Origin of the sequence: Roseiflexus sp. RS-1 (genome assembly GCF_000016665.1) — a bacterium.
Taxonomy (GTDB): domain Bacteria; phylum Chloroflexota; class Chloroflexia; order Chloroflexales; family Roseiflexaceae; genus Roseiflexus.
The window spans coordinates 4,165,193-4,190,551 of sequence record NC_009523.1; the positions used below are offsets into that span (position 1 = coordinate 4,165,193).

24 protein-coding genes, 2 tRNA genes and 1 other annotated feature are annotated in these 25,359 nt (G+C 60.8%); of the genes, 17 read left to right on the forward strand and 9 right to left on the reverse strand.

Annotated elements, in window-relative coordinates; all coding sequences use genetic code 11:
- Positions 1-89: 89 nt before the first annotated feature.
- The 6 genes from ROSERS_RS17060 to ROSERS_RS17085 all read left to right on the forward strand — a co-directional run bounded on the left by ROSERS_RS17060 (position 90) and on the right by ROSERS_RS17085 (position 4,015).
- Positions 90-851 (forward strand): inositol monophosphatase family protein, encoded by a 762-nt coding sequence (locus ROSERS_RS17060; protein WP_041335639.1) that lies wholly within the window; start codon positions 90-92, stop codon positions 849-851.
- A 10-nt stretch (positions 852-861) separates the two neighbouring features.
- The gene (locus ROSERS_RS17065) at positions 862-1,929 is read left to right on the forward strand and encodes an SPL family radical SAM protein (RefSeq protein ID WP_011958021.1); all 1,068 of its coding nucleotides are present in this window, start codon (positions 862-864) and stop codon (positions 1,927-1,929) included.
- A gap of 38 nt (positions 1,930-1,967) precedes the next feature.
- Positions 1,968-2,186, forward strand: a complete 219-nt coding sequence (locus ROSERS_RS17070; protein ID WP_011958022.1) for a hypothetical protein — start codon at positions 1,968-1,970, stop codon at positions 2,184-2,186.
- Between the two features lie 45 nt (positions 2,187-2,231).
- A complete protein-coding gene (ilvA, locus tag ROSERS_RS17075) occupies positions 2,232-3,464 on the forward strand; it encodes a threonine ammonia-lyase (protein WP_011958023.1) in 1,233 nt (410 codons plus the stop codon).
- Positions 3,465-3,488: 24 nt separating this feature from the next.
- The gene (locus ROSERS_RS17080; RefSeq protein WP_232282648.1) at positions 3,489-3,704 is read left to right on the forward strand and encodes a hypothetical protein; all 216 of its coding nucleotides are present in this window, start codon (positions 3,489-3,491) and stop codon (positions 3,702-3,704) included.
- Positions 3,705-3,796: 92 nt separating this feature from the next.
- Entirely contained in the window at positions 3,797-4,015 is a 219-nt protein-coding gene (locus ROSERS_RS17085; protein WP_011958025.1) for a hypothetical protein, read from the forward strand.
- Between the two features lie 76 nt (positions 4,016-4,091).
- On the opposite strand, the gene ROSERS_RS17090 is transcribed toward ROSERS_RS17085, so the two are convergent.
- Positions 4,092-7,706, reverse strand: coding sequence for a BTAD domain-containing putative transcriptional regulator (locus ROSERS_RS17090; RefSeq protein WP_011958026.1), 3,615 nt, complete (start codon positions 7,704-7,706; stop codon positions 4,092-4,094).
- A 140-nt stretch (positions 7,707-7,846) separates the two neighbouring features.
- Between ROSERS_RS17090 and ROSERS_RS17095 the strand changes: the two genes are divergently transcribed.
- The 9 genes from ROSERS_RS17095 (at position 7,847) to rplL (ending at position 12,828) form a co-directional block, all read left to right on the forward strand.
- A tRNA-Tyr gene (locus tag ROSERS_RS17095) sits at positions 7,847-7,933 on the forward strand.
- A 75-nt stretch (positions 7,934-8,008) separates the two neighbouring features.
- Positions 8,009-8,084 (forward strand) — tRNA-Thr (locus ROSERS_RS17100).
- A 55-nt stretch (positions 8,085-8,139) separates the two neighbouring features.
- Positions 8,140-9,345, forward strand: coding sequence for an elongation factor Tu (tuf, locus tag ROSERS_RS17105; RefSeq protein WP_011958027.1), 1,206 nt, complete (start codon positions 8,140-8,142; stop codon positions 9,343-9,345).
- A gap of 96 nt (positions 9,346-9,441) precedes the next feature.
- Complete coding sequence (gene secE, locus ROSERS_RS17110) at positions 9,442-9,696, forward strand: preprotein translocase subunit SecE (RefSeq protein WP_011958028.1); 255 nt, start codon at positions 9,442-9,444, stop codon at positions 9,694-9,696.
- A 23-nt stretch (positions 9,697-9,719) separates the two neighbouring features.
- Entirely contained in the window at positions 9,720-10,304 is a 585-nt protein-coding gene (gene nusG / locus ROSERS_RS17115; protein WP_011958029.1) for a transcription termination/antitermination protein NusG, read from the forward strand.
- Positions 10,305-10,329: 25 nt separating this feature from the next.
- Positions 10,330-10,755: a 50S ribosomal protein L11 gene (gene rplK, locus ROSERS_RS17120; protein ID WP_011958030.1), complete on the forward strand. Its 426-nt coding sequence runs from the start codon at positions 10,330-10,332 to the stop codon at positions 10,753-10,755.
- A 53-nt stretch (positions 10,756-10,808) separates the two neighbouring features.
- Complete coding sequence (rplA, locus tag ROSERS_RS17125) at positions 10,809-11,531, forward strand: 50S ribosomal protein L1 (RefSeq protein WP_011958031.1); 723 nt, start codon at positions 10,809-10,811, stop codon at positions 11,529-11,531.
- Between the two features lie 71 nt (positions 11,532-11,602).
- Positions 11,603-11,749: a sequence feature (ribosomal protein L10 leader region), on the forward strand.
- Positions 11,750-11,762: 13 nt separating this feature from the next.
- Positions 11,763-12,323, forward strand: a complete 561-nt coding sequence (gene rplJ / locus ROSERS_RS17130) for a 50S ribosomal protein L10 (protein ID WP_011958032.1) — start codon at positions 11,763-11,765, stop codon at positions 12,321-12,323.
- Positions 12,324-12,405: 82 nt separating this feature from the next.
- The gene (rplL, locus tag ROSERS_RS17135) at positions 12,406-12,828 is read left to right on the forward strand and encodes a 50S ribosomal protein L7/L12 (protein WP_011958033.1); all 423 of its coding nucleotides are present in this window, start codon (positions 12,406-12,408) and stop codon (positions 12,826-12,828) included.
- 106 nt (positions 12,829-12,934) lie between these two features.
- On the opposite strand, the gene ROSERS_RS26495 is transcribed toward rplL, so the two are convergent.
- Together ROSERS_RS26495 and cysS are read right to left on the reverse strand one after the other, a co-directional pair.
- Entirely contained in the window at positions 12,935-13,177 is a 243-nt protein-coding gene (locus ROSERS_RS26495; protein WP_198136315.1) for a hypothetical protein, read from the reverse strand.
- A 14-nt stretch (positions 13,178-13,191) separates the two neighbouring features.
- Positions 13,192-14,397 (reverse strand): cysteine--tRNA ligase, encoded by a 1,206-nt coding sequence (gene cysS, locus ROSERS_RS17140; RefSeq protein WP_011958035.1) that lies wholly within the window; start codon positions 14,395-14,397, stop codon positions 13,192-13,194.
- A gap of 141 nt (positions 14,398-14,538) precedes the next feature.
- Here cysS and ROSERS_RS17145 point away from each other — a divergent pair, with 141 nt between their 5' ends.
- Together ROSERS_RS17145 and ROSERS_RS17150 are read left to right on the forward strand one after the other, a co-directional pair.
- Entirely contained in the window at positions 14,539-15,651 is a 1,113-nt protein-coding gene (locus ROSERS_RS17145; RefSeq protein WP_011958036.1) for a glycosyltransferase family 4 protein, read from the forward strand.
- Positions 15,652-15,662: 11 nt separating this feature from the next.
- The gene (locus ROSERS_RS17150; RefSeq protein WP_011958037.1) at positions 15,663-16,883 is read left to right on the forward strand and encodes an MFS transporter; all 1,221 of its coding nucleotides are present in this window, start codon (positions 15,663-15,665) and stop codon (positions 16,881-16,883) included.
- Positions 16,884-17,462: 579 nt separating this feature from the next.
- Here the strand turns inward: ROSERS_RS17150 and miaA are convergent.
- The 6 genes from miaA to ROSERS_RS17180 all read right to left on the reverse strand — a co-directional run bounded on the left by miaA (position 17,463) and on the right by ROSERS_RS17180 (position 25,233).
- The gene (gene miaA, locus ROSERS_RS17155; RefSeq protein ID WP_011958038.1) at positions 17,463-18,380 is read right to left on the reverse strand and encodes a tRNA (adenosine(37)-N6)-dimethylallyltransferase MiaA; all 918 of its coding nucleotides are present in this window, start codon (positions 18,378-18,380) and stop codon (positions 17,463-17,465) included.
- Positions 18,381-18,448: 68 nt separating this feature from the next.
- Positions 18,449-19,351 (reverse strand): CehA/McbA family metallohydrolase, encoded by a 903-nt coding sequence (locus ROSERS_RS17160; RefSeq protein ID WP_011958039.1) that lies wholly within the window; start codon positions 19,349-19,351, stop codon positions 18,449-18,451.
- A 98-nt stretch (positions 19,352-19,449) separates the two neighbouring features.
- The gene (locus ROSERS_RS17165; RefSeq protein ID WP_011958040.1) at positions 19,450-21,186 is read right to left on the reverse strand and encodes a bifunctional sulfate adenylyltransferase/adenylylsulfate kinase; all 1,737 of its coding nucleotides are present in this window, start codon (positions 21,184-21,186) and stop codon (positions 19,450-19,452) included.
- 13 nt (positions 21,187-21,199) lie between these two features.
- Complete coding sequence (locus ROSERS_RS17170) at positions 21,200-22,606, reverse strand: alkaline phosphatase family protein (protein ID WP_011958041.1); 1,407 nt, start codon at positions 22,604-22,606, stop codon at positions 21,200-21,202.
- A 254-nt stretch (positions 22,607-22,860) separates the two neighbouring features.
- The gene (gene lgt / locus ROSERS_RS17175) at positions 22,861-23,691 is read right to left on the reverse strand and encodes a prolipoprotein diacylglyceryl transferase (RefSeq protein WP_011958043.1); all 831 of its coding nucleotides are present in this window, start codon (positions 23,689-23,691) and stop codon (positions 22,861-22,863) included.
- 3 nt (positions 23,692-23,694) lie between these two features.
- The gene (locus ROSERS_RS17180; RefSeq protein ID WP_041333978.1) at positions 23,695-25,233 is read right to left on the reverse strand and encodes a sulfatase family protein; all 1,539 of its coding nucleotides are present in this window, start codon (positions 25,231-25,233) and stop codon (positions 23,695-23,697) included.
- Between the last annotated feature and the right edge of the window lie 126 nt (positions 25,234-25,359).

Genomic DNA, 25,359 nt, shown 5'->3' on the forward strand with positions numbered 1-25,359 from the left:
TGGATACGATCCCTGTGCCGTAGAATAGACGCTGCTTCCAGGACGACAGTTCCATTCGCGCAATGCTGATATTCTACTCGACAAAGCCTATGCTTTCTTTTGCTATCGAAACCGCCCGTCGCGCTGGCGCGCTGCTCATGGCAGGGCTTGAGCGGCGCCGCTCGCTGGAGTTGAAAAGCGCATATGAAGTCGTGACCGAAGTGGATCGGGAAAGTGAGGCATTGATCGTCTCTGCCATTCGACATGCGTTTCCCGACCACGCCATTCTTGCTGAAGAAGGCGGCGGCATTGAACGCACGTCACCCTTCCTGTGGCTGATCGATCCGCTGGATGGTACAAACAATTACGCTCATGGCTTTCCATTCTTTGCGGTGTCGATCGCGCTGATGGAAGACGGCGAACTGCGCCTGGGCGTCGTATTCGATCCGCTGCGCGACGAACTGTTCTCGGCGGAACGCGGCGCAGGGGCATGGCGCAACGATCAGCGGTTGCGTGTTTCGGATACGCCTGCTCTCGCCGCTTCGCTGGTATCGACCGGTTTTCCCTACGATTTCGCAACGACAACAGACAACAACACCCGCCAGTTTACCCGGATTCAGGCGCGCACGCAGGGAGTGCGCCGCGCCGGTTCTGCCGCGCTCGACCTGGCGTATGTGGCGTCGGGTCGGCTCGATGCGCACTGGGAATTGCGTCTGAAACCGTGGGATACCGCCGCCGGCGCGTTGCTCGTGCTCGAAGCAGGCGGTCGCCTGTCTGACTGGCGCGGTCAACCCTGGAACCCGTGGAACGACCGATTGGTGGCGTCAAACGGTCGCATCCACGATGAGTTGATCGCAGCGCTCGCCGAATAGCAGACGTCATATGGCGTACTACATCGAGGATTATCTTTCCGGCGCCGCCATCGGTCCACGACGCCCGATCATCAACGAGTATTTTTTGTCGTCGTACACCATGGCGATCTACACCGGGTGCGAATTCGGTTGTCCGTACTGCGACAGTTGGGCGGTTCAGCAACGTCCGCTGAACGAGATGGTGCGCGTCCCCATCGACCTGCCGGAACGGGTCCGGCAAGAACTCGAGGGTGTGAGCCGTGGCGATCTGGTTGGAATCACTGCCCTGAGTGATCCTTATCAACCCGCCGAACTCACCTACCGTCTGACGCGCCAGACGCTGCGTGTCTTCGCAGAGCGTGGTCAACCGCTCCTGATCCTCACCAAAAGCCCGATGGTCATCGAGGATCTGACGCTGCTGGAGCGCATCCATGCTGCCAGCCTGGCAATCGTGATGTTCACCCTGCTCACGATTGACCCGCATCTCGCGGAGAAACTCGAAGACCATGCCCCTGCACCGGCGCTGCGCCTGGACGCGATTGCCACCCTTAAACGCGCCGGTATTCCGGTCGGCGTGGCAATGATGCCCATCCTGCCGTATGTTAACGATACGGACCTGATCATCAATGCAACGCTCGGCGCCGTTGTCGAAGCTGGGGCCGATTTTGTCGTCTGGGATTATCTCCTGATCCCGGACGAACGGCATCGCGGGCGGATCAACGATATGCTGGCGCGCATCGGTCGCTACCCGCCGGCGTACTATCGCGATCTCTACCGCGGTCGCGCCCTCCCCGACCTGACCTACCGTAATGAACGTGATCGGGCGTTGCTGGAGCGGTGCGATGCGCTCAACCTTCCGGTGCGTGCGCCCCACCACCTGTATGCCGGTCGGTTGCATCCGCGGAATGAGGCGTCACTGCTGCTCCGTCATACGGCGTTTCGGGATAGCGTTCAGGGACGTACCAGCCTGGCGCGTCAGGGGCGTGAACTTGCCGATCTGGTGTACCACGGCAAAGCGACCGATATTCAGTTGCGCGCCAGCCCGCTGTACGCAACGTTGAACGCTATTTTGCAACGCGAGTACACTGGCGACGCCTGATTGTGCTACAATGCGGCGCAAGCAGAAGGGGGGAACCTGTGGTGACCGTTGAACAGATCCTGGAGTATCTGGAACGCCGAATCGCCGAGCATCACCTCGCCGGTGATCGGCTGGCGTTGAAGCGCGATCAGGACGTTGCGGGATTCCTGATGGCGGCGGTGCGCGATCTGGGCGACAAACACCTTGCGCTACGCTTTCAGGTCCTTGCAGCCCGCGCCGCCGATATGCGCGAGCAACTGGAAAAGAACGCAGAATAGCCGGACGACGACCGCCGTTCAACGACGAACGCGAGGTACGCAACCATGCCGATCACCATCGACGACATTCGCACTGCCCGCGCGCTGTTGCGCGGCATTATCATCGACACACCGCTTCTCCCGGACGAACGCCTCTCGCAGGAACTCAACGCATCTGTCTGGATCAAAGCCGAATGCACCCAACGGAGCGGCTCGTTCAAGATCCGCGGCGCGTACACCATGATACGCCGCCTGCCCCCGGAGGCGCGCAAACGCGGGGTCATTGCGCCATCCGCAGGAAACCACGCGCAGGGCGTCGCGCTGGCGGCACGCCTGACAGGGTTACCCGCGACGATTGTCATGCCCGAACGCGCACCATTAACGAAGATTATGGCAACTCAGCGTCTCGGCGCAGACGTCATTCTGCACGGCGCGACGTTCGATGATGCGCAGCAGTATGCGCGCCGCCTGGAAGCGGAACGTGGCATGGTCTACGTGCCAGCGTTCGATCACGAAGACGTGATTACCGGTCAGGGGACGCTGGGGCTGGAAATTGCCGAATCGCTGCCCGATCTCGGTCTGGTGATTGTGCCGATTGGCGGCGGGGGGTTGATCAGCGGCATTGCGCTGGCAGTCAAGGCGCTGTTGCCGCGCGCACGGATCGTTGGCGTTCAGGCGGCAGGCTGCGCACCGGTGCCACGATCACTCGCCGCCGGTCATCCCGTCGCCGTTGCCCACGCACACACCATCGCCGATGGCATTGCTGTCAAGCGCCCCGGTGAACTCACGTTGTCCATCATTCGCCAGCTGGTCGATGATGTGGTCACGGTCGATGATGACGCCATTGCGCGTGCAATCGCGCATGCCGTACAGTACGACCATCTGGTGGTCGAAGGCGCTGGCGCTGCCGGTCTGGCGGCACTGCTCAGCGGGCAGGTGACGCCGCGCCCCGGCGAAACGGTCTGCGTGCCGTTGTGCGGCGGCAATATCGACAGCAACCTGCTGACGCGCGTGCTCGAACAGGTAGCCGTGCGTCAGGGACGGTACCTGCTCCTCAAATCGACCCTCGAAGATCGCCCCGGCAATCTGGCGCCGCTGCTGACGCGCGTCGCCGAGTCGGGCGCAAATGTTATCGACATTTTTCATCGTCGCGCCGTCTGGCTGGCGCCACTCGACCGCGTCGGCATTGAACTGGTGCTCGAAGTGCGCGACGAGCAGCACGGGCAACAGGTCGTGCAACATCTCCTCGATTGCGGCTATCATGTGGAGCGTGAGGGGGTCGGCAGCTGGCCCGAATAGCGGAAAGGACAACGGACCATGATCATGTCCGGCAAGAAAGATGCCGTTCTGCACCAGGTCAACCTTATCGACATCCACGGAACCCGCTTCTACGACATCATTTTCAGCCACACGGACACGCCCAATCAACTGCGTCGCGCGCGGATCGGCGTGGAGGACGCCTACCCCGACCCACGACCCGGCGATGCCATCAGCGTCACCTATCTGATGAATGTGGTGACCGGCATTGCGCAACGGTAATAAAACGGTAATGAAACTTCGCTAGACTCTTCTTATCAAACCGACGCTCTACACCGTCGCACCGAGGGCGATGCGCCGAGGAGGATACAGGGATGAGTCAGCGACGTACAGAGGCATTTCTGCTCCGTCTGGTTCTGGAAGACGAATCATGGGATCCCGAACAATGGCATGGGCGGGTTCAGCATGTGGCGAGTGGCGATGAACAGATGTTTCGCACCCTGCAAGAGGCGCTGACCTTTATTCGCTACCGATGCGCGCAATCAAAAGAGCGCAACACTGCGCTGGACGACCTGCCGCCGCCGTTTCCATGATCGAGCGTAAGTTCTATCTCCGATGGATGACTTCCGCAGACGAACGGGCGTCTGCGGAAGCCTGTTTCAGCGTGGCTCAGCGCAAATCGCGCAGTGCGTGGTACAGCGCAGTCGTCTCGGGCAGCGGAGCGATCCCCAGTTCATTCTGCAATACGTCAACGCAGCGCGCATACAGGCGCAACGCTGTGCTTCGTTCGCCAAGCGCGGCATGGGCGCGCATCAACAAACGGTACGCCTCTTCCTGGGTCTGATCAATCTCGACTACTCGCCATCCCAGACCGATTGCTTCGTGCACAGCGCCTTCTTCGAGGAGCAGCGTTCCCAGGCGGAGTGCACTCTCGACGAACATTAACGCCAGGCGTTCACGTTCGACGACCGTCCAGTCTTCGTACATATTGTCGGGCAGGTACGGACCGCCATACAACTGAACGGCGCGTCGGTAGGCGGCGATCACTGCGGTGCGTTGACCGCGCTGATCGGCGCGCTGCCCCTCGGCAACCGCATCGGTGAACTCAACCACATCAATGTGATGGTCGCTGGCGGTATTGAACGCATACGTCTCACCCTGCTGGATCAGGTAGGCGGACGGCGCTCCTTCAGGGCGGTCCGGTTCGAGCGCCTTACTCAACCGATTGATCGTGACCCGCAAATTATTGGTTGCCGCCTCGATCTCCATATCGGGCCAGAGCGCCTCGACCACCCGTTCGCGTGGAAGGGCGCGTCCGCGTTCGGTGAGCAACAGTTGAAGCAATTGACGGGCTTTACTGCTGCGCCACTCGCGATCACGGATCTCGTGATCGCCGCGCCAGACGGTAAAGGCGCCGAGCATCCGAATGCGCAACGGATACGGCGGACGATAGACCAGACGATTGAGCGACTCCTCGGCAGCCTGACGCACGGCAGGGTTGCGGTCCTTCAACAGCAAACGCAGCGCCGGATAGGCGGCAGCTGCGCCAACCTCTCCCAGCAGTCGCACCACATGGGCCCGCACCGATGGGTCTGGATCGTTCAGCGCGTCCTGCAATAGTTCGACCGCTTCATCCCCGACATGGTGCGGCAAAATGCGACCAACCGCATCGGGCGCGATCCCGGTGCGCAATGCAGCGATCGCCACATCTTTCAACGCAGAAACGGGCATCATTGGCAGGAAACGACTCCGATCATCGGCGGCAATCGTCCAACCGGTGCGCAGCCATGCATCACGCAACGCTCCCTCACCGCACACGCCGGCGAGCGCTGCCCCGTAGAGACAGGCGGACGCCAGAAACAGACGATAGCCACGGTGCTGCATCTGCTGCACCGTCGTCTGCAACAGGTCGAGCGCCTGGCGATGCTCACCCGCTTCACCGAGCACAATCGCCAGTAACAGGCGCAGGCGCAGATCGGGCGCAACGCCTTCCACCTCATCGAGACGGCGCACGAATGCGCTGGCCGCCGCCGCCGCGCGCGCCGCCTGCCCGCGCCCCCGCATGTTGTACAGTTCGATAACCTGCAATGACGCAAGCGGCGCAAGTGCACCAAGGTCGTGGAAGGCGGCGCGCGCCTGGGCAATGTAGAACGCCGACTCATCGAAGCGCCCCTGCAACGAAAGGAGCAGCGCAAGTTGCGCGGCGCTGACGCCAGCCGTACCGTCGCGATAATAATCGAGCAGATAGCGATGAACATCGAGCGCCAGGGTGATTGCCTCAGCAGGCTGTCCGATCTGGTACAGCGCCATCGCACGTTGACGCAACAAATTCTGTCGCATGCGGTCATTGCTGTCGATCTGGCTCGACTGCAGGGCTTCATCGACGACTGCCAGCGCATCATCCGGGCGACCGAGCTGGTTATGGATCGACGTGACGATCATCGCAAGCAACCAGTGCCAGGCTGGATTCAGCGGATGCGCAGCCGCGTGACGGGCAACGCGCAGCGCAGCGGAGAGGCGACCGCGGATCGCCAGCATGGCGGCGACACAGGTCAGCGCAGCGCCCCGCGACCAGGCATCGCGCGCCAGGTTGGCCGCGCGAATAGCACGCACACAGACAGCGGCGAAATCGGCGGGACGCGCCTGCCAGAAGAGCAGCGTTGCGAGATCGGAGTAGGCGCGCAATTCGCGCGCATGCGCGCCTGAACGCCGGAACAATTCGGCGGCATGCTCGATAATCTGCGCCGCCCGCGACGGATCGGAAACGATCTGGCTGTATCCCCACATGTACAAAAGTTCGGGATTGGCGTCACGGCGCTCAACCGGGATCTGTTCAATCCAGCGTCGCACTGTATCGCGCCGCGGCGAGTTGAGGAGGGGCCACGCCCGTTCGAGCAACGCCCGTTCGAGATTATCAACACTGCCCGCGTGCGCATAATGCTCGAGCGCTTCTTCGAGTTCGCCCCGCATCTCGAATTGACGACCGAAACGACGGTGAAACGCCGCCAGCGTCTCATCGTCGACGAACTCATCGATGCCGCGCAACAACAGTTCACGCCACAGCGGATGAAAGCGCAGTCGTTCTCCCTGATCATCGAGCGGAGTGAGCGGCAAACCAAGGGTGCGGACACGGCGCAACAGGTAGGGAACATCGTCCCGCAACAGAACCGCCGTCAACAGATCGGCGTCGAAGTGTGGCGGAAGGGCGGCGAGGCGGAGAAATTCCAGAACATCGGAAGGCAGATCGGCGAGCACCTCGTCTGCCAGATAGGAGAGCAGCTGCTCACTCCCGCCGCCCAATGCCTCGACGAAGGCGCTGCGCCGTTCGGCGGGGAGTTCAGCAAGCGCGCGGGCAGCCAGTTGCAGGCTCAACGCCCACCCCTCGGTGCGCGCGAGGAGTGTTGTCAGTTCCTCATCAGAGAGCGCCACGCCTTGAATGGTGAGCAACTGCCGCGCCTGTTCCGGCGTCAGGTGCAGATCAGCCTGACGCACCTCGACAAGACGACCTTCCGTGCGCAAACGCGATAATGGTGGGATATGCACTTCGCGCCGCGAGGCGACTACAACGTGCAACGTCGGTGGTGCAGCGCGCAACAGATAGCCCAGAATCTGCCCGATGACCGCCGAATCGATCACCTGATGCAGATCGTCCAGAAAGAGAAAGGCTGCCGACAGCACCTGACGTTGCAGATCGCTGCACAGCGCCCCGGCGACCAGGGGCCAATCGCGTTCGAGACTCGCAGCGCTCGACAGCACCCGGCTTGCATCGCGCCCCAACGCGGGGAATGCCATTTGAAAGGCGCGAATGAGATACGCCAGAAACAACGCCGGATCACGGTCGCCGACATCGAGCGTCAACCAGGAGACCGGTGCACCGGTACGCCCCAACTCCTGCGCCCATTGCGCCAGCAGGGTGGTCTTCCCATACCCGGCCGGCGCCGTCACAACGGTCAGGGGATGCAGACGCACCTCGGCCAGCAATGCCTGGAGATCGGGGCGAAGCAACACGCCCTCACGCAACGGCGGAGGAACAAGTTTCAGCGGCAGCAACGTTTGCGCCATACGATTGCGATGAGCGGATTCGATGCGGTCATCAGGCACGGGTGTATCGGAAGAGCGATGGTGACTCCCGGCATGCTTCTCCTGTCTGTACTGACGATGATCGGCAAAGTGGGACGTCAGCGCAGACACATCTGGTTTTGCCGAGACCCGCGCAACACTGCGCTCGAACACGGGCAGCGCTCGATAGTGCGCACCCGCGACCTGAATATATTGTACACGCATCGTCAACTCACGTCTACGAGGGCAAGATGCCCTCGCTCCAGGGAGCAATGTGAACACATACCTCCTGAAACCGGTTTGACACACGCCCAGGGCTGTCGTATAATGCATATCCGCTACGGTATGTGGCGCGTCGTCGTATCGGGTCGGTACCGAAGTGGCCAACCGGGGCAGACTGTAAATCTGCTGGCTTAACGCCTTCGCTGGTTCGAATCCAGCCCGGCCCACCAGTTCGACTGAGAATGTAGAGTTGAGACAGCACCAGACCGGTCCTCAATTCTACATTCTCATTCTTGTGTTCATACGCCCATGTAGCTCAGCAGGTAGAGCACGTCTTTGGTAAAGACGAGGTCACGGGTTCGAGTCCCGTCATGGGCTCCAGCAGGAAAGCGGCGGTCAGTGCCGCGCCTGACAGTGCAAGGAGCAGCAAACAGCAATGGCAAAGCAGAAGTTTGAGCGCACCAAGCCGCACGTCAACGTCGGCACCATCGGCCACGTCGACCACGGCAAAACCACGCTGACCGCAGCGATTACCAAGGTCCTCGCCCTCCAGGGCGCGGCGCAGTTCGTCTCTTACGACCAGATCGACAATGCGCCCGAAGAGCGCGCGCGCGGCATCACCATCGCCATTCGCCACGTCGAGTATCAGACCGCCAGGCGCCACTACGCCCACGTCGACTGCCCGGGCCACGCCGACTATATCAAGAATATGATCACCGGCGCCGCGCAGATGGACGGCGCCATCCTGGTCGTCTCGGCCCCCGACGGTCCGATGCCGCAGACCCGCGAGCACGTCCTGCTTGCGCGTCAGGTGCAGGTCCCGGCGATGGTCGTGTTCCTCAACAAGGTCGATATGATGGACGACGAGGAACTGCTCGAACTCGTCGAACTCGAACTGCGCGAACTGCTCAGCAATCACGGCTTCCCCGGCGATGAGGTGCCGATTGTGCGCGGCAGCGCGCTCGCGGCGCTCTCCAGCGCGTCGACCGACATCAACGCGCCGGAGTATAAGTGCATCCTCGACCTGATGAACGCGGTCGATGAGTACATTCCGACGCCGGTGCGCGAAATCGATAAGCCGTTCCTGATGCCGATCGAAGACGTGTTCGGCATCAAAGGACGCGGCACGGTGGTCACCGGGCGCATCGAGCGCGGCAAGGTCAAGATGGGGGATACGGTCGAGATTATCGGGATGACCCACGAGGCGCCGCGCCGGACGGTGGTGACCGGGGTGGAGATGTTCCAGAAGACGCTCGACGAAGGGATCGCCGGGGACAACGTGGGAGTGCTGCTGCGCGGGATTGAGCGCACCGAGGTGGAGCGCGGGCAGGTGCTGGCGGCGCCGGGGTCGATCAAGCCGCACGCGACGTTCAAGGCGAACGTGTACGTGCTGAAGAAGGAGGAGGGCGGACGGCATACGCCGTTCTTCTCCGGGTATCGGCCGCAGTTCTACATCCGCACGACGGACGTGACCGGGGCGATCCATCTGCCGGAAGGGGTGGAGATGGTGATGCCGGGCGACAACATTGAGATGACGGTGGAGTTGATCGTGCCGGTGGCGATTGAAGAAGGGTTGCGCTTTGCCATCCGCGAGGGCGGACGCACCGTCGGCGCAGGCGTCGTCTCGGCGATTGTCGATTAACGACGTGTCCATCAATCCAGGCGTCTGCTGCGGCCTGACCTTTTCCGGGCCCGGATAGGCGCCTGATTTATGTCTCGCCGATAGAAAGTATCATCAATGACGGTCGTTAAAGACAAAGAAAAAGAGTCGCAGAATGCGCTTGTGCGCGCATTTCAACAGGGTATTGTGCAACCGCTGCGCGAGTCGCGCGCAGAGATGCGCAAAGTCGTCTGGCCCACGCGCGAAGAGACGATACGCCTGACAGTCGTCGTTATTCTGCTGTCGGCGATTATGAGTGCTATCCTGTTTGCAGCAGACGCTCTCTTCTCATGGCTGCTGCTCCTGCTGCAGAATGCGGTTGCAAATCTATAACGTCGTCGTAGGCGAGGAAAGCCGTGACAGAAGAGAAGAAAAACCAGGAAACGTCGACCGAGTCGGAGATACGTGATGATGACCGCCGATGGTACGTCATTCACACCTACTCCGGCTACGAGAACAAAGTAAAACAGAATTTGCTCCATCGCATCGAAACGATGGAGATGCGCGATCAGATTTTCAATGTGATCGTGCCAACTGAAGAAGAGATTGAAATCAAAAATGGTCAGCGCCGCACCGTCCAGAAAAAAGTCTTCCCCGGATATGTGCTGGTGCAGATGAAAATGAACGACAACTCATGGTATGTCGTTCGCAACACCCCTGGCGTGACCAGTTTCGTCGGGCATGGGAATAAGCCGACGCCGCTCGAGGAGAGCGAAGTCAAGGCTATCCTGCGCCAGATGGAGCAGGAAGCGCCCAAAGTGAAGGTGAGTTATCAGGTCGGTCAGGCGGTCAAGATTACGGACGGTCCGTTCACCGACTTCGAGGGAGTCGTGGATGCCATCGACCACGAGCGTGGCCGGGTGCGTGTGCTGGTCTCGTTCTTCGGTCGCGAGGCGCCGGTGGAACTGGACTTCCTCCAGGTGACGCGCCTGGTCGAGTAGTTGTACGTCTACGAAGGAGCGCTCTGTGGCCAAAAAGGTTACCGGGGTTGTTAAGCTGCAACTGCCCGCCGGAAAAGCGACGCCGGCGCCGCCGGTCGGTCCTGCATTGGGTGGTTACGGCATCAATATCATGGCGTTTGTGAAGGAGTATAACGAAAAGACCGCGTCACAGGCAGGAAGCGTCGTTCCGGTCGAGGTGACGGTCTATTCGGATCGCTCGTTCACCATCACGCTGAAAACGCCGCCAGCCGCCGATCTGCTGCGCAAGGTCGCCGGTATTGAAAAAGGTTCCGGCACGCCCAATCGCAAGATTGCCGGAACGATCACGAAGAAGCAGTTGCGCCAGGTTGCCGAGCAAAAAATGGCGGATTTGAATGCGTTCGACATCGAAGCCGCCGAAAAAATCATCGCTGGTACTGCGCGCAGCATGGGGATCAAAATCGTCGATTAATACGCCGATGTGGGAGGGGTTCCCCCCGATAGCACCACAAGGAGTTCTGTTGTATGCCACGCCGACATGGTAAAAAGTATCTCGAGGCGCTCAAAAAGATTGACCGGCAGCGCCTCTATACGCCGGAAGAAGCGATCAAACTGCTGAAGGAAACGTCGTTTACAACGTTCGACCCAACGGTCGAGGTTCATCTGCGGCTCGGCATCGATCCGCGCCACGCCGATCAGACGATCCGTTCGACGGTTTCGTTGCCGCATGGCACCGGTAAGACGGTTCGCGTGCTGGTGTTCGCTCAGGGTGAGGCGGCTCAGGCCGCGCGTGAAGCTGGCGCGGATTTCGTCGGCGCTGATGATCTGATCGCCCGAATCGATAAGGAGAACTTCTTCGATTTCGATATCGCGATCGCCACTCCCGACATGATGGGGAAGGTGGGGCGCCTGGGACGTAAACTCGGTCCACGCGGGTTGATGCCAAACCCGAAGAGTGGGACGGTCGTGCAGCCAGATGATCTTCCGCGCACGATCCGCGAGGTGCGGGGTGGACGTGTCGAGTTTCGCAATGATAAGACCGGTCTGCTGCACGTGGCAGTGGGTAAGTTGAGTTTCAATGAGCAGCAGATCTACGAGAATATCGCTGCGCTGATGGAAGCGGTGAAGGCTGCCCGTCCGTCTGCTGCCAAGGGGACGTATATCAAGAGTGTCACCTTCACCAGCACGATGAGTCCGGGCATCCGGGTCGATCCTTCAGCAGCGCAGGCGATGAGTCCAGCAGCCTGAGGTCGGTTCTGTCTAGCGTTTTCTGAGAGGGAGGCGCTATCGCGCATTGGAACGCCGGGTTCCGGCGTAACAGATATATATGCTAAGCGCCGCAGACAGCGGGTGCGTTTGCTTAATGGCTGCGTGCCGCCCGCCGAGGCAGCTTCCCAGGTCGATGCGACTGTAAGTTCGCGGGTTGCTGCGTCTGTGCGCGGCAACCCGCGTTTTTATCTTCCAGAAAGGGGGTGAACCATGCCAACTCAGCGCAAAATAGAAACCGTTGCCGATCTGAAGCAGCGTCTCAAACGGATGCAGGTGACCGTTGTGGCCGATTATCGCGGGCTTTCGGTTGCGGATATGACCGAACTGCGCAAGAAGTTGCGCGAGAGCGGCGCCGAATTTGTCGTCGCAAAGAATACGTTGACGCTGATCGCGGCGCGCGAAACGGGTCATGAGGCGATCGAGCCGTTGCTGGCGGGACCAACGGCGCTGGCGTTCGCATATGACGATGTGCCAAAGTTCGTCAAAGCGATCAATGAGTTCAACCGCGGTCCCAAGAAGATCATTGTGCGCGGTGGATTGGTCGGTACGATGCTTCTCAACGAGAATGTGCTCGACACCGTCGCCAGTCTGCCGACCAAAGAAGAGGTGCGCGCACAGGTGCTCGGCGGGCTTGCTGCACCGGTCACCGGTCTGGCAGGCATTATCGCCGCGCCGGTCAATGATATTGTCAATCTGCTCGATGCAACGTCGAAGAGCATTCTGTATGCGCTTCAGGCGCGGATCGATCAGTTGCAGCCGTCCGCGTCGTAGTCCATTCTCTCCTGCGCCACGCAGTGAGAGGAAGATGAGTCTGAATACCAGGTTTACAAGCAGATAAGGAGTACTACTACCTATGGCAAGCGCAAAGGTCGAAGCAGTCATTGCCAGTATCGAGGCGCTGAACGTCCTTGAACTGGTCGAGTTGAAGAAGGAACTGGAGTCGCGCTGGGGCGTCACTGCGGCCGCTCCGGTGATGCCGATGGGCGGAATGGTGATGCCAGCGGCTGCGGCGGCGCCCGCCGGTGGTGACGGTGCGGCTGCGGCAGCGCCCGCCGTCGAGGAGAAGACCGAGTTCGACGTTATTCTGTCAGCGATCGGTCCGAATAAGATCCAGGTCATTAAGGCAGTGCGCGAACTGACGAACCTGGGTCTGAAAGAGGCGAAGGACCTGGTCGAAGGCGCGCCCAAGCCGGTGAAGGAAGGGGTGAGCAAGGAAGAGGCGGAAGCCGCAAAGGCGAAACTGGTCGAGGCTGGGGCCACCGTCGAGATCAAGTAGTCTTTTCTCTATCACGTACACACGGCGTCGCTGCATTCCCGGCGACGCCGTGTGTGCTACGGAATGTCACAGCGACACCCGCAGTTCAGCATAAGCGCCGCAGGCGTCACCAGCGTCTGGACGCCGGTGAGCGTGTAGTGGGTGACGCACTGAGCATAGGGATCGACGACGACGACATCACGCAATCCGTGACCGAGATAAAACGGCGGGTTGAGAACAATGTCTTTTGATGACGCGAGCCGGGCTGCGCTTTCCAGGCAGGAATGCCAGCGGTGCGCTCAGGTTTGATCACACCAATGCGTAGCAATGCCTCCAGGTCATCGTTGTCGGGCGCATATGGGTTGGACACGCCGCCACCTCCGGTCACGCCGCCGCCCAGAAACCGAAAACGTTCGCCATATCACGGAGCGCGGATTGGGCATCACTCACATCATATCCTGATGAAGCCGCTTCAAGGATGGCGCCGCTCAGAACGCTGATCTGCGCCAGCGCCTTCGGCGTATCGAGATCATCATCGAGCGCGGCGAAGTATGCCTGGCGGAACGGTTCGGGGTTCAGCCGCTCGCCTCTGGGATCGCCCTGCGCTGCCAGCGCCGCTTTGAGTTGTCCAACCTTCTGTTCCGCCTGCGGTACGTCGGAGCGCACATACTCAAAATCGTCGCGGTAGGGGAACGAAAGCAGGTACCAGCGGAGCGCATCGGCGCTGTGCTGCCTGAGCGCATCCTTGATAAACACCAGATTTCCGAGCGACTTGCTCATCTTCTGACCATCAAGCCATGCCAGCCCTCCGTGAACCCAGAAGTGAACAAAGGGGCGTTTGCCGGTATACGGTTCGGTCTGCACAATTTCGGAAGGATGGTGCGGGAAGATCAGATCACGCCCGCCGCCATGGATATCGAGTTGCGGACCGAGGTAGCGGGTTGCCATTGCCGTGCATTCGATATGCCATCCGGGGCGTCCCCTTCCCCACGGGCTGGGCCAGGTCGGTTCGCCGGGACGACTGCGCTGCCAGAGCACGAAATCGAGCGGATCGTCTTTGAGCGGGTCGTTCGGATTGTTGCCGCGTTCGTTCGCCAGCGCGAGCAGTTCCTCATACCCGCTCACCCGCGCCATTGCGCCATAGGTCGGTTCGGTTGAGACGTCGTAATAGACATTGCCATTTCGCACGTAGGCATGCCCCAATTCGATCAACCGTTCGATGATCGGGATCATCGCGGCAATCTCTTCCGAAGCCTTTGGAAAGAAATCGGGAGGGATCAGATTGAGCGCGCGACAGTCTTTGACGAACTGTTCCGTTTCACGACGCGCCAGTTCGTCCCACGGGATGCCATCACGTGCGGCGCGCTCGAACAATGGATCATCGACGTCGGTGGTATTCTGACAGTAGCGAACCGTACCGCCGCAGTGACGAATATAGCGGATGAGCACATCGAAGATCAGAAACGTATGGGCGTGACCAACGTGCGTGGTATCGTAGGGAGTGACGCCGCAGACATAGAGCGTGAGCGGGCGGTCGCGCGGGATGAGCAACTCGGCTTTCTGTCCGCGCAGGGTGTCGAATAACCACATGATTAAACGTATCCTCCTGAACTGGGACGAGGGATGCGATAGAACCGGGTGTGGAAGCGGCACTGGTTGTATTATAGCACAGGGGCGCGTGCGTTTCAGGGAGGCGCAGGCGCCCTGCACGCAATCACATCGAGCAACTCAATGCATACAGGCATCGATATCAGCCGCATAGCAACAACGGCGCGCACCGGTACGGAGCAGTACACCTGCGAAGTGCTGGCGGCGATTGCGCGGCTTGACACGACCAATACCTACACGTTGTACTGTCAGCGCCTGCCGACGACATTGCCGCCGCTCGGCGCGAATATGCGTATGCGTTGCATCCCGCTGCCGCGCCTCTGGACGCACGTGCGTCTCTCGGTCGAGGTGCTGCGTCACGCGCCCGATGTGCTGTTCATCCCGGCGCATGTGCTGCCGCTCGGCGCACCCCTGGTTCGCCGGATGCGCACCGTGGTGACAATCCACGACCTGGGGTATCTCCGGTATCCCGAAGCGCATACCACCGCGCAACGGCTCTACCTGCGCCTCTCGACGGTCTGGAGCGCGCGCGCTGCCAGCCATCTCATCGCGGTCTCGGAGGCGACACGCAACGATCTTGTGCGTCTGGCAAAGGTATCGCCCGCCAGAGTGACCGTTGTGCATCACGGTGTAGCAGATCGCTTTCGCCAGCCAGTTGTCGATCTGGGACGCGCCAGGAAGATCGCTGGCGGGAATGAACCGTACTTTCTGTATGTCGGAACAGTGCAACCGCGCAAGAACCTGGAACGGGTCATTGAGGCGTTCGCCGATGCAAGCGCACAACTGACCGACCAGGGGCGAACGCCAGTGCTGGTGATTGCTGGCAAGCGCGGCTGGTTGAGCGAACGGATCGCACAACGCGCCGCTGCGCTGGGGATCGCGGATCGCGTGCGGTTTGTCGGATATGTGGCGGATGAAGACCTGCCGGCGCTCTATCGCGCATCGCTGGCGTTCGTCTTTCCGTCGCTGTACGAGGGGTTTGGCATGCCAGTGCTCGAAGCGATGGCGTGCGGCGCACCGGTGCTGACCTCGAACAGTTCGTCGCTGCCCGAAGTCGCCGGGGATGCGGCGCTGCTGGTCGATCCGCACGACACCGGAGCGATTGCGGCAGGAATGGTTCGTCTGGCTCGTGATGAAGCGTTGCGCGAGGAGTTGCAGCAGCACGGTTATCGGCGCGCAGCGCAGTTCACATGGGATCGCTGCGCTGAAGAGACATTGCGCGTTTTGTATGGTTAGAAGGAGGATGTGTGTTTTCGTTTGCCGCCCGCGCGCGCGCGACGATTGCGCGGATTTCGCCACAGGTGTGGCGCGTGCTGACGCACAGTTTGCTCTTCGGGCTGGCTGGCAGTATTGCCGATCTGCTCTTCAACTTCTATCTGGTAAGCCTGGGGTATGGCGCCGACACCGCCGGATTGATGGCGACCGTCTATCGCGGCGCAGGGGCGCTGCTCGGTCTGCCGCTCGGCATCCTGATCGACCGGTTTGGTGCACGAGCGTTGCTGGTGGTGGGCGCTATCGGTTTTGGTATCGCGTATGCGCTGGTGTTGATGGTATCGCAACTCTGGGCGCTGATCCTGTTCGTCTTCCTGGCTGGTGCGGCAAATGTGCTGACGCTCACGGCGGTTGTGCCGCTGCTCACCGGGATCACCGACGAGGAGGAACGGGCTGCGGTGTTTGGCATGAATGCGTCAGCCGGACTGATCATTGGTCTGGTCGGGAGCGGTGTGGGCGGGTTGCTTCCCGGAACGGCAGCACTCTTCCTGGGAGTGGCGACGAATGATACTGCCGCCTACCGGATGGCGCTGTCAATCGTGGTTGTGCTGGGTTGTCTCTCAGCGCTGCCGGTGCTGATCGGATTCCGCGCCAGGCAACCGGTGTTCTCACCGGCGCCTCTTGTGGCAGCACCCCAACGACACATGCCGCCAATGCGCCTGGTGCGCTTTGCACTTCCCTCGCTCCTGCTCGGCATCGGCGGTGGGTTGTTCCTGCCATTTCAGAACCTCTTCTTTCGCACTGTCTTCGGACTGAACGACGCGGTCGTCGGTGTGATGCTGGCGATGGGCGCGCTGGGTATGGGGCTTGGCGCGCTGATGGGTGCGCCAGTAGCCGCCCGTCTGGGGTTGCGCCGGGCTGCCAGCTCCCTGCGCTTCGGGGCGGTATTCGCCGTGACACTGATGTTCGCGCCAGTTTTGCCGGTGGTGGTTGTGGGATACATGTTGCGCGGCGCTTTTGTTGCAGCCAGTTATCCGTTGAATGATGCGCTGGTGATGCAGTTGACCCCGTTACGACAACGCGGGATCGCAATCAGTCTCATGAGTGTCCTCTGGTCGCTCGGCTGGTCGGCAGCGGCGTGGATCAGCGGACACATTCAGGTGCACTACGGCTTTACCCCGGTGCTCGCCGCATCGCTCGTGGCGTATGCGCTCTCAGCGTGGGCGATCTGGACGTTGCGGGAGGAGGGGCGGTGAGAGTTGAAGGTTAAAGGTTGAAGGTTGAACGTTGGGGCGTTGAACGTGGAACGTGGGAACGTTGGGGCGTGGAAGGTTGAAGGTTGAAGGTTGAAGGTTGGAATGTTGAACGTACCGTTCGCTTATTTTTTTGACGGATGGCTTCCTGATGCGATCTGCGACTTGACAAATAACAACCTGGCTGCGAGGACGCTCCCGTTTTATGGCATCAGGAAGCCTTGCATGAAAACAAGCGAACCGAGGGTTGAACGTTGAAGGTTTGGCGTTGAACGTTGAACGTTGATGGTCTTTGAGGAAATAATCCGCCATAGCCCGCACAGGCGGGCTTTGCATTCCATAGCCGAGGGCTTATGGACTTTGAAGAAATAATCCGGTATAGCCCGCGCAGGCGGGCTTTGCCCTGGTTAGCCGAGGGCTTCAGCCCCACGGCTAGCGCAGTATAGCGGATTTAATTTTCAATCTCCATCAGCCCCACGGCAAGAGCGCATACCGGATGTATTTCTCAATCTCCATAAACGTTGGAACGTGGAACGTGGAACGTTGGAACGTTGAAACGTTGAAACGTTGGAACGTGGAACGTTAAGCATCGATCCATTGACGGACAATCGTGGCTGCCTGTTGCTGGAGATCGGAAGCATCGGCAGGGAGGGTCAACACGTTGGGCAATCGACGGAACCAGGCGGGTTGACGCCGGGCGAAAGCGTGGGTGTCGTACTTGAGGCGGGCAATGGCTTCGTCGAGTGTGATGCGCCCCTCGAAGTATGGACGAAATTCGCGGTACCCCAGTCCCGACATTGAGGGCAGGTCCCAGTGATAGCCACGTTCCAGCAGTCGGTGCACCTCGTCGAGCAAACCGGCGGCGATCATTGCCTCCACGCGCGCGTCGATCCGGGCGTACAAGGCAGGCGTGGGCAGGGTGAGCCAGATCGTTACGGTGTGGTAGGGCGGCGGTTGAACGGAACGCTGCTCCGAAATTGGTTTACCGGTGGCTTCGTATACTTCGAGCGCGCGGATAATGCGGCGAATGTTGTTGGGAGGAATGCTGGCGGCGGCAGCCGGATCGATCTCCGCCAGACGTGCGTACAACGCTGCTGCGCCGAGTTCTGCCGCCTGACGCTCGAGCGCGGCGCGAATATCGGGTCGGGGCGCCACACGCGGCAATTGCCAGCCCTGAAGAACCGCTGCCAGGTACTGACCGGTTCCGCCGACGAGGAATGGCAACCGTCCCCGCGCTGCGATGTCGGCGATGGCGGCAGTGGCAAGGTCCTGGTAGACCGCCAGCGAGAATGCTTCATCCGGATCGACGATGTCGATCAGATGATGAGGCACGGCGGCGCGCTCGGCGGGGGTGGGCTTGGCGGTGCCGATGTCCATCCCCCGATACACCTGGCGCGAGTCCACCGACACAATCTCGCCGTTGAACTGCTGCGCCAGGCGGATGCTGAGCGCCGTTTTGCCAACCGCAGTAGGACCGACGATGGCGATGAGTGGGATCATCGTATAAGCCTCTATGGGCGCAGGGGCGCAGCGCCGCTGCGCCCCTGCTACGGCGCCCCTAATTTTTGTCAACCCACCCAGATCGGGTTGGTCCACGCTTTTCTCCCGGCGTCATCGACGACTGTGACTCGGATGTATGGCACTTCTCCGATCCAGGGCACGGAGAGAGTGCACGAGGTGATCGCCTGACCCAACTGCCGTTGCGCGCGCTCGTCGGGACCGACGACGAAGACGGCGCACGCCGGTGAACAGCGCACTGCCAGGCTTCGTTCTGCGATGTCGATGTCTTCAATCCGCGGTCCCTGAGTCGAGTAGAAAGCGCCCTGTTTCAATGCATCCAGGATCGCTTCAGGAGACAGTTCTTCGGCGCGAACCTCCACCCAACCGACAAACGTATCAGGACGAATGGAGAAGTGCGCATCATCGGCGGCGTATGCCAGTAACCGCCTTCCCCGCGCCAGCAACATATCGCAGAAATACCATCCGTCACCCCGGTCGTTGTCCCATACGGAGGTTGCATTGAATACTTCGACGGCATGCGCAGCCTCAAGAGACAGCCCATCGTCAAGGGTCAGGGTGTACCAGGCGGGATGCGCAATTCCGACGAATGCTCCGGCTGCGGCGGCGCGCGCAGCGAGCGCCGGTCCTGTCTCATCGGGCGTTGGCGGCGCAAAGTCGTGTGGCAGACCAACCGCGATAATGTGCCACAATCGACCGGCAGATGTCTGCGGGGCGTGCAGTTCTGCGCCGGGCAGGGTGGTGAAACGCGCATCGCGGAACGCACGGGTATCGGTGATCGGAAAGTTGTACTGGGGAAGAAAATGGTCGGTCAGCGCCAGAAAGTCGTACCCCTGCGCGCGATAGGCAGCGATCACCTCCTCTGGCGGCAGTTCGCCGTCGGAACGGTTGGAATGGGTGTGCAGGTTGCCCCGGTAGAAGCGTCCCGGCTTGCGAAACGGCAGATTGTTCATCGAAACCCTCCTTCCTCTCCTTTGCTCAAACGTTGTAGCGGACGTATTGTAACTCAGGCGAGGAAGGCGGGGTGTCGATGGTTGCCGATTGGAACACGTTACCCGGTTGCACCCGAAACGCCATCCTGATCCGGTCGGGTCAGAAAGCCGCGTTCCTCCAGCAGGGCGATAATCCGCCGCGCGCATTCTTCGGGCGTGGTATCGACGGTCGTCAGGTGCACTTCCGGCGCCACCGGCGGCTCGTAAGGATCGTCGATGCCGGTGAACCCGGTGATTTCGCCACGACGGGCGCGGGCGTACATGCCTTTGGTGTCACGTCGCTCGCACTCTTCAATCGGCGTATCGACGAACACCTCGAAGAAGCGGTCTTCACCGACCATTTTGCGGCACTCGTTCCGCGCAGCACGGTAGGGACTGATTGCAGCGCAGATCGCGACGCCGCCGTGTCGCGCGATTTCACCGGCAACGAATCCGATCCGCAAAATGTTCGTATCACGATCCTCCCGGCTGAAGCCAAGCCCCTTCGACAGATGTGTGCGCACCACATCACCATCGAGCAGTGTGCTCTGGCGTCCACGTTCCAGCAACATCGCCACCAGCGCCTCGGCGATTGTCGATTTGCCGGCGCCGCTGAGACCGGTGAACCAGACACAGAACCCCTGGCGGTGCCGCGGCGGGTAACTCTGCGCCAGGATTGCCGCCGTTTCCGGGCGGGTAAACCATTCCGGCAGCCGTTTGCCGCGCGCCAGATATTCTTCACGCACCTGCGTCCCCGAAATCGTCCAGACGCGCGCTCCCTGCGGCACGGCGGTCTCTTCAACGTACTGGTCTGTGTCCGGGAGGTAGACATACTCGCGGAACGGAACCATCGTCACGCCGATCTCATTTGCGTAGCGCGCCACCAGTTCCTGGGCATCGTATGGTCCGTAGAACGGCTTGCCGCGGCTGTCGAGACCGGGACCGGCATGGTCGCGCCCGACGATGAAATGGGTTGCGCCGAAGTTGCGCCGAATGATTGCGTGCCAGAGCGCCTCACGCGGACCTGCCATGCGCATCGCCAGCGGCAGGAGGCTCAGCAGCGTGCGGCGCGGATCGTAGTACCGCTCCACGAGCGCCCGATAGATGCGCACCCGGCTGTAATGGTCGATGTCACCGGGACGGGTCAATCCCACAACCGGATGGATGAGCAACGCACCGCCAACTTCTGCTGCGGCACGCTTCGTCAATTCCTCATGAACACGGTGGAGCGGGTTGCGCGTCTGGAAAGCGACCACCCGCTCCGCGCCCATCTCGTGGAGAATGGAACGAACCTCGGCAGGGGTGCGCCGCAGTTCGACGAAATCGTAGTAGCGGGGCAGGCGGACAACGCGCAGCGCGCCTGAGATGTACGTGTCGCCCCACGTGCTCATTTCCGAAACCAGCGGATGGCGCGGATCGGTTGTGCCGAGCGTCAATCGCGCTTCCTCTTCGGCATTCCAGGTGAAGGCTTCCTCGACATCCATCACAGCGATCAGTTCGTTTCGCGCATCGCGCAGCGCAACACGATCGCCAGAACGCGCCAGCGTCTTGCCAGAGACCGGCAGCGTGATCGGCAGTGGGAAGAGCGTCCCTCCCGCCAGTCGCATGTCGTGCAGGACGCGCTCATAATCAGCACGCCCCATAAAACGGTCGAGCGGCGAAAAACCGCCTGTTGCCAGCAGTTCAAGATCGCACAAAGACCGTGGTGAGATCTGGATCGAGGGGAGTCGCGCCGCCTCTTCGAGCAGCGCGCGTCGTTCCTCGCTGGCAACCAGCAGATTGATCAATCGACCGCCATATGGCGGAATCAGTGGCATGGACCATCCTCCATCATAGTTCCAGCATCGTACCGCGCAGTCCCGCAGGGACCGGCATGTTGAACCGTCTCAACAGGGTAGGCAGTATATCGTAAATCTGCGCATTGTCGAGTCGCCGCCCGCCGCCGGGGCGCTGCGGGTCGCGCCAGATGAACAGTCCATGCTGCGCGTGATTGGCGTCATCGGGACCGGTGTCGTTTTCCTGGGTGAATATCCCATCGCCACCAACCGTTCCCACTGCCCGCCAGGCAAGATCGCCGAAGTAGACGATCAGGTCAGGGGCAACGCCTCGCACGACGCGATAGAGGCGCTGTGGCACAAAGACCCTGTTTCCGAGCGGATGACCATCTGGACCGGGCATCGCTTCCAGACGCGCCGCAAGGTCGGCGCGCACACGTTCGTACTCTGCTGGCGGAATGACGCCCTGCGGCTCACGCCCGCGCACATTGAGAAAGATACGCCCGTAGTAGCCGCCCGCACCCCAGGCGCGGGTGCGCGACCAGTCAACATCCACCTGATCGAGGTTGGTTGGCACGTCCGGCATTGTGTGCAACGTCAGGTCACCCTGCGCGATCAACCATTGATTGATCCGCACCCCACCCATCAGCGGACGCGCACCATGGTCAGACACCACCAGCACTGCCGTCTCAGGTCCGCAGTGCGTCAGCAAAGCGGCGATCTGTGCATCTACGTGGCGATAGTACGCATGAATCGCATCTGCAAAGGGCGAATCGGGCACAAACAACGGATGCCGCGGGTCCATATGCTTCCAGAGCGCGTGGTGGATGCGATCGACCCCCATGTCCACCAGCATGAGAAAGTCGGGATGATCTTCCTCGATCAATGCTGCGGCAACCGCGAAACGTTGATCGCACATGGCGTAGATGTCGCGCACAATGCGCTCTTTGTCATCGGAGCGGAAATCGGGCACATCGAGCAGATAGGCGCGCCCTGGCGTCGCTTTCGCTGCCCAGACGGCAAGACGTTCTGCGAGCGCTGGCGGAAAGGTATAGGTCACATCGGTCGAAGGCGCAAGAAAGCAGGAAACCAGCGCGCCATTCACAGCGGACGGCGGATAGGCGCCGGGCACGCCGATCACTGCCACGCGCCATCCCGCCTCGCCGAGAATATCCCACAAACGCGGAAACCGGATCGCACGGCTATCGGCAACAACCATGCGACCATAGGAGCGATCAACGCGGTTGCGAAACCCATAGACGCCAAGTTCACCCGGGTCGCGCCCGCTCATCATGCAACTCCAGGCAGGGACGGTGATCGCCGGAATACAACTCTCCAGTTCACCGTAGACTCCCTCTGTCATCAGGCGGTTGAGGGCAGGCAGATCGGCGCGCCAGCGATCAAACACCAGCGACGGCTCGGCGCAATCGAGACCGATGATGAGTAGTCGGGGATGTGTCATTGTATGTGAGGATCAAGAACCAGGAACCAGGAACCAGGAACCAAGAACTGAGAACCAGGAACCAGGAACCAGGAACCAGGAACCAGGAACCGAGAACTGAGAACTGATGCCGACGGGACAGCGCAGCACAGAGTCATAGGGCAAGACCTCACGGGTTGGGGACATCCTGTGCCCCCGCCCACGGGCAACGTTCAACATTTAACCTGCAACTCTCACGCCTCTCGCCTCGTGCTTCACGCCTCTCACCTCTTGCCTCACGCCTCTTGCCTCTGACCATGCCTTCGGTAGAGCAGCGCAGCCGCACCGACGATAGCGGCGAACGAAAGAACATGCACGACGTTGAACGGCGTTCCGGGGAAAAACCACGAATCGGTACGCAGGAACTCAATGAAGAATCGCCCCAGCGGATACCAGATCAGGTACATGAGCAGTACATCGCCATCGCGCAGGCGGCCGCCGTAGCGACGCCAGATGGAAAAGATCACCGCAAAGCCGATCAGGTTCCAGAGCGATTCGTACAGAAAAAGCGGGTGGAAGCGGGTCGTTTCCGGGAACGCTGCAAGATCGCGGTACGGACCGATGCGATGTTCGGCGTCGATGCGCAACCCCCACGGCAGGGTCGTCGGCGGACCGTAGAGTTCCTGGTTGATGAAGTTTGCCCACCGACCAATCGCCTGTCCCAGCGGCAGACCGAGCGCAATCGCGTCGGCATACACCAGGAGCGGCGCCTTCCGCATACGTGCAAACGCCCATAATCCAAGCGCGCCAAAGATGAACCCGCCAAAGATGTGCAACCCCCCTTCCCATACCGCGAGAATGCTCGCCGGATTGCTCAGAAAGCGCCCCAACCCTTCCGGTCCGCGCGGCGACTGGATGAACACATAGTAGAGGCGCGCACCGATCAACCCCGGAATCAACACCCAGAGCAACAGGTCCCACACCGAGTCGCGGTCGAACCCACGTCGCTCAATATGGCGGGAACCGACCCACGCTGCCAGCATCACGCCTGTCATGATCAGCACGCCGTACCAGCGCAGCGTCAGCGGACCGAGTTGAATAATGACCGGATCAACAGGAGGATACATAGGTTATTCAAGATACCCCAGTTCTCGCAAACGCCGCTGCACGGTCGGATCATCCACGCCCTCAGCGCGTCGGATGAGCGGCGCTGTTGCATCGGCGCGGCGCACAAAGGCGCTGAGACGCGCCTGAAGTTCTTCGACTCGTTCCGGCAACATTGCCGCCAGGTCAACTGTTTCGCGGGGATCAGCATCGAGATCGTACAACTCAACCTGGTCTTCCCCGGTCTGGATCAGTTTGTGCGAACCGTTGATCACCGCGCGGCGCGGTTGATCGAAGCGGCGCGCACGCGCACGATCGGGCTGGCGTCGCAGCATGATCCCCAGAACGTTTTGCAGCGGTTCTGCCTCACTGAAGACCGTGCCGCCATCGGGATCGGCAGCTGGCGATTGTGCCAGCGAGCGATCACGCTCGACGCCGCTGGCGAGCCTGGCGGCGCTCAGCAGGGTGTGGAAAACCCGTCGCAACGACACCGGATGATCGACCACCGCACCTCGTGGAAAGTCACCATCCGGATCGCGCACCATCAGCGGCACATGGATCAGTTCGTTGTAGACCGATACCGTGTGCCCGACGAGACCTTTTTCGCCCAGGTGATCACCATGGTCGGCGCATACCAGCAGCAGGGTGCGGTCGAGCGCGCCGCTCTCGCGCATCCGGCGCAGGAACACGCCAAGATGCGCATCCTGCGTGGCGACCTCGGCGTCGTACACATCGCTGAGCACGTGGTGATACCGTTCGTCAATACTGGAGAATGGCGCAAGCCAGCCGAACACATCGCCGTTGAAGCGACGCACATAGCGCGCTGCTTCCCGGTCACGGATCACGTCCGGCGCGAACCGTTCGAGCATCCGCCGATCCGGATGGTACGGCGTATGAACGCCCATCAGGTTGATGAAGGCAAAAATGGGCTGATTCGGCTCAACGCCGCGCCGTTCGATCAGCAAACGCGCAGCATCGCTGAGCGATTTGGGCGTATTCCCCTTGAAACTGAGCGCCGTCTGCCAGATTGGCACCATCAATGGCGTAAACGCGAATTCCAGCATGAATTCAGAACGCGCGAATGAGTTCTGAATGCGATTGAGCGTTGCCGCCAGACGACCCTTGAACCACTGACGATAACGACTGATCAGTCCCGGATGCGCGCCTGCCTGATTCGGGCGCGAGGTCAGCAGACCGCTGTAATTCAGAAAACTCTCAAAACCGCGCCGCAACCCGTTGTTGACGACGCCCACCAGCGGGTTGTTGCAGAACGCCGCCGTCATATATCCGCCTTCACGCAGGCGTTCCGCCAGCGTCGGAATGCCGGAGGGGAGCGCCGCCGACGATTGGTTGGTCGCATGCTCCGATGGATAGAGACCGGTAAACATCGAAGCGTGTGATGGGATCGTCCACTGCGCAGTGGCAAAGACGCGACGGAAAAGGGTCGCTTCAGCCGCAAGCTCATCGAGGCAGGGCGAGGTTGGTCGAGAATAGCCGTAGCACGAAAGTCTATCGCAACGCTGGGTATCCAGCACGAGCAACACAATATCGGGGCGCCGACTCACAAATGCTCCTCCTCCAGGAACTGCTGGTTCGGGTTGCTTTAGTATACCACGTCGAGCGCCTGCATATGGAAGAACGTGGAGCATAATACGGGGGCGCCGTGTGCTGGAGACGCACGCCCGTAACGC

What these genes read in the sequence shown, in the direction of transcription:
- ROSERS_RS17080 (WP_232282648.1), top strand. Translation starts at nt 3,489, where the DNA reads ATGTCCGGCAAGAAAGATGCCGTTCTGCACCAGGTCAACCTTATCGAC.
- ROSERS_RS17085 (WP_011958025.1), top strand. Translation starts at nt 3,797, where the DNA reads ATGAGTCAGCGACGTACAGAGGCATTTCTGCTCCGTCTGGTTCTGGAA.
- rplA (WP_011958031.1), top strand. Translation starts at nt 10,809, where the DNA reads ATGCCACGCCGACATGGTAAAAAGTATCTCGAGGCGCTCAAAAAGATT.
- rplJ (WP_011958032.1), top strand. Translation starts at nt 11,763, where the DNA reads ATGCCAACTCAGCGCAAAATAGAAACCGTTGCCGATCTGAAGCAGCGT.
- miaA (WP_011958038.1), bottom strand. Translation starts at nt 18,380, where the DNA reads ATGATCCCACTCATCGCCATCGTCGGTCCTACTGCGGTTGGCAAAACG.
- lgt (WP_011958043.1), bottom strand. Translation starts at nt 23,691, where the DNA reads ATGTATCCTCCTGTTGATCCGGTCATTATTCAACTCGGTCCGCTGACG.
- ROSERS_RS17060 (WP_041335639.1), top strand. Translation starts at nt 90, where the DNA reads ATGCTTTCTTTTGCTATCGAAACCGCCCGTCGCGCTGGCGCGCTGCTC.
- ROSERS_RS17065 (WP_011958021.1), top strand. Translation starts at nt 862, where the DNA reads ATGGCGTACTACATCGAGGATTATCTTTCCGGCGCCGCCATCGGTCCA.
- ROSERS_RS17170 (WP_011958041.1), bottom strand. Translation starts at nt 22,606, where the DNA reads ATGACACATCCCCGACTACTCATCATCGGTCTCGATTGCGCCGAGCCG.
- rplL (WP_011958033.1), top strand. Translation starts at nt 12,406, where the DNA reads ATGGCAAGCGCAAAGGTCGAAGCAGTCATTGCCAGTATCGAGGCGCTG.
- ROSERS_RS17090 (WP_011958026.1), bottom strand. Translation starts at nt 7,706, where the DNA reads ATGCGTGTACAATATATTCAGGTCGCGGGTGCGCACTATCGAGCGCTG.
- tuf (WP_011958027.1), top strand. Translation starts at nt 8,140, where the DNA reads ATGGCAAAGCAGAAGTTTGAGCGCACCAAGCCGCACGTCAACGTCGGC.
- ROSERS_RS17165 (WP_011958040.1), bottom strand. Translation starts at nt 21,186, where the DNA reads ATGCCACTGATTCCGCCATATGGCGGTCGATTGATCAATCTGCTGGTT.
- secE (WP_011958028.1), top strand. Translation starts at nt 9,442, where the DNA reads ATGACGGTCGTTAAAGACAAAGAAAAAGAGTCGCAGAATGCGCTTGTG.
- ROSERS_RS17160 (WP_011958039.1), bottom strand. Translation starts at nt 19,351, where the DNA reads ATGAACAATCTGCCGTTTCGCAAGCCGGGACGCTTCTACCGGGGCAAC.
- ilvA (WP_011958023.1), top strand. Translation starts at nt 2,232, where the DNA reads ATGCCGATCACCATCGACGACATTCGCACTGCCCGCGCGCTGTTGCGC.
- ROSERS_RS17145 (WP_011958036.1), top strand. Translation starts at nt 14,539, where the DNA reads ATGCATACAGGCATCGATATCAGCCGCATAGCAACAACGGCGCGCACC.
- cysS (WP_011958035.1), bottom strand. Translation starts at nt 14,397, where the DNA reads ATGTGGTTATTCGACACCCTGCGCGGACAGAAAGCCGAGTTGCTCATC.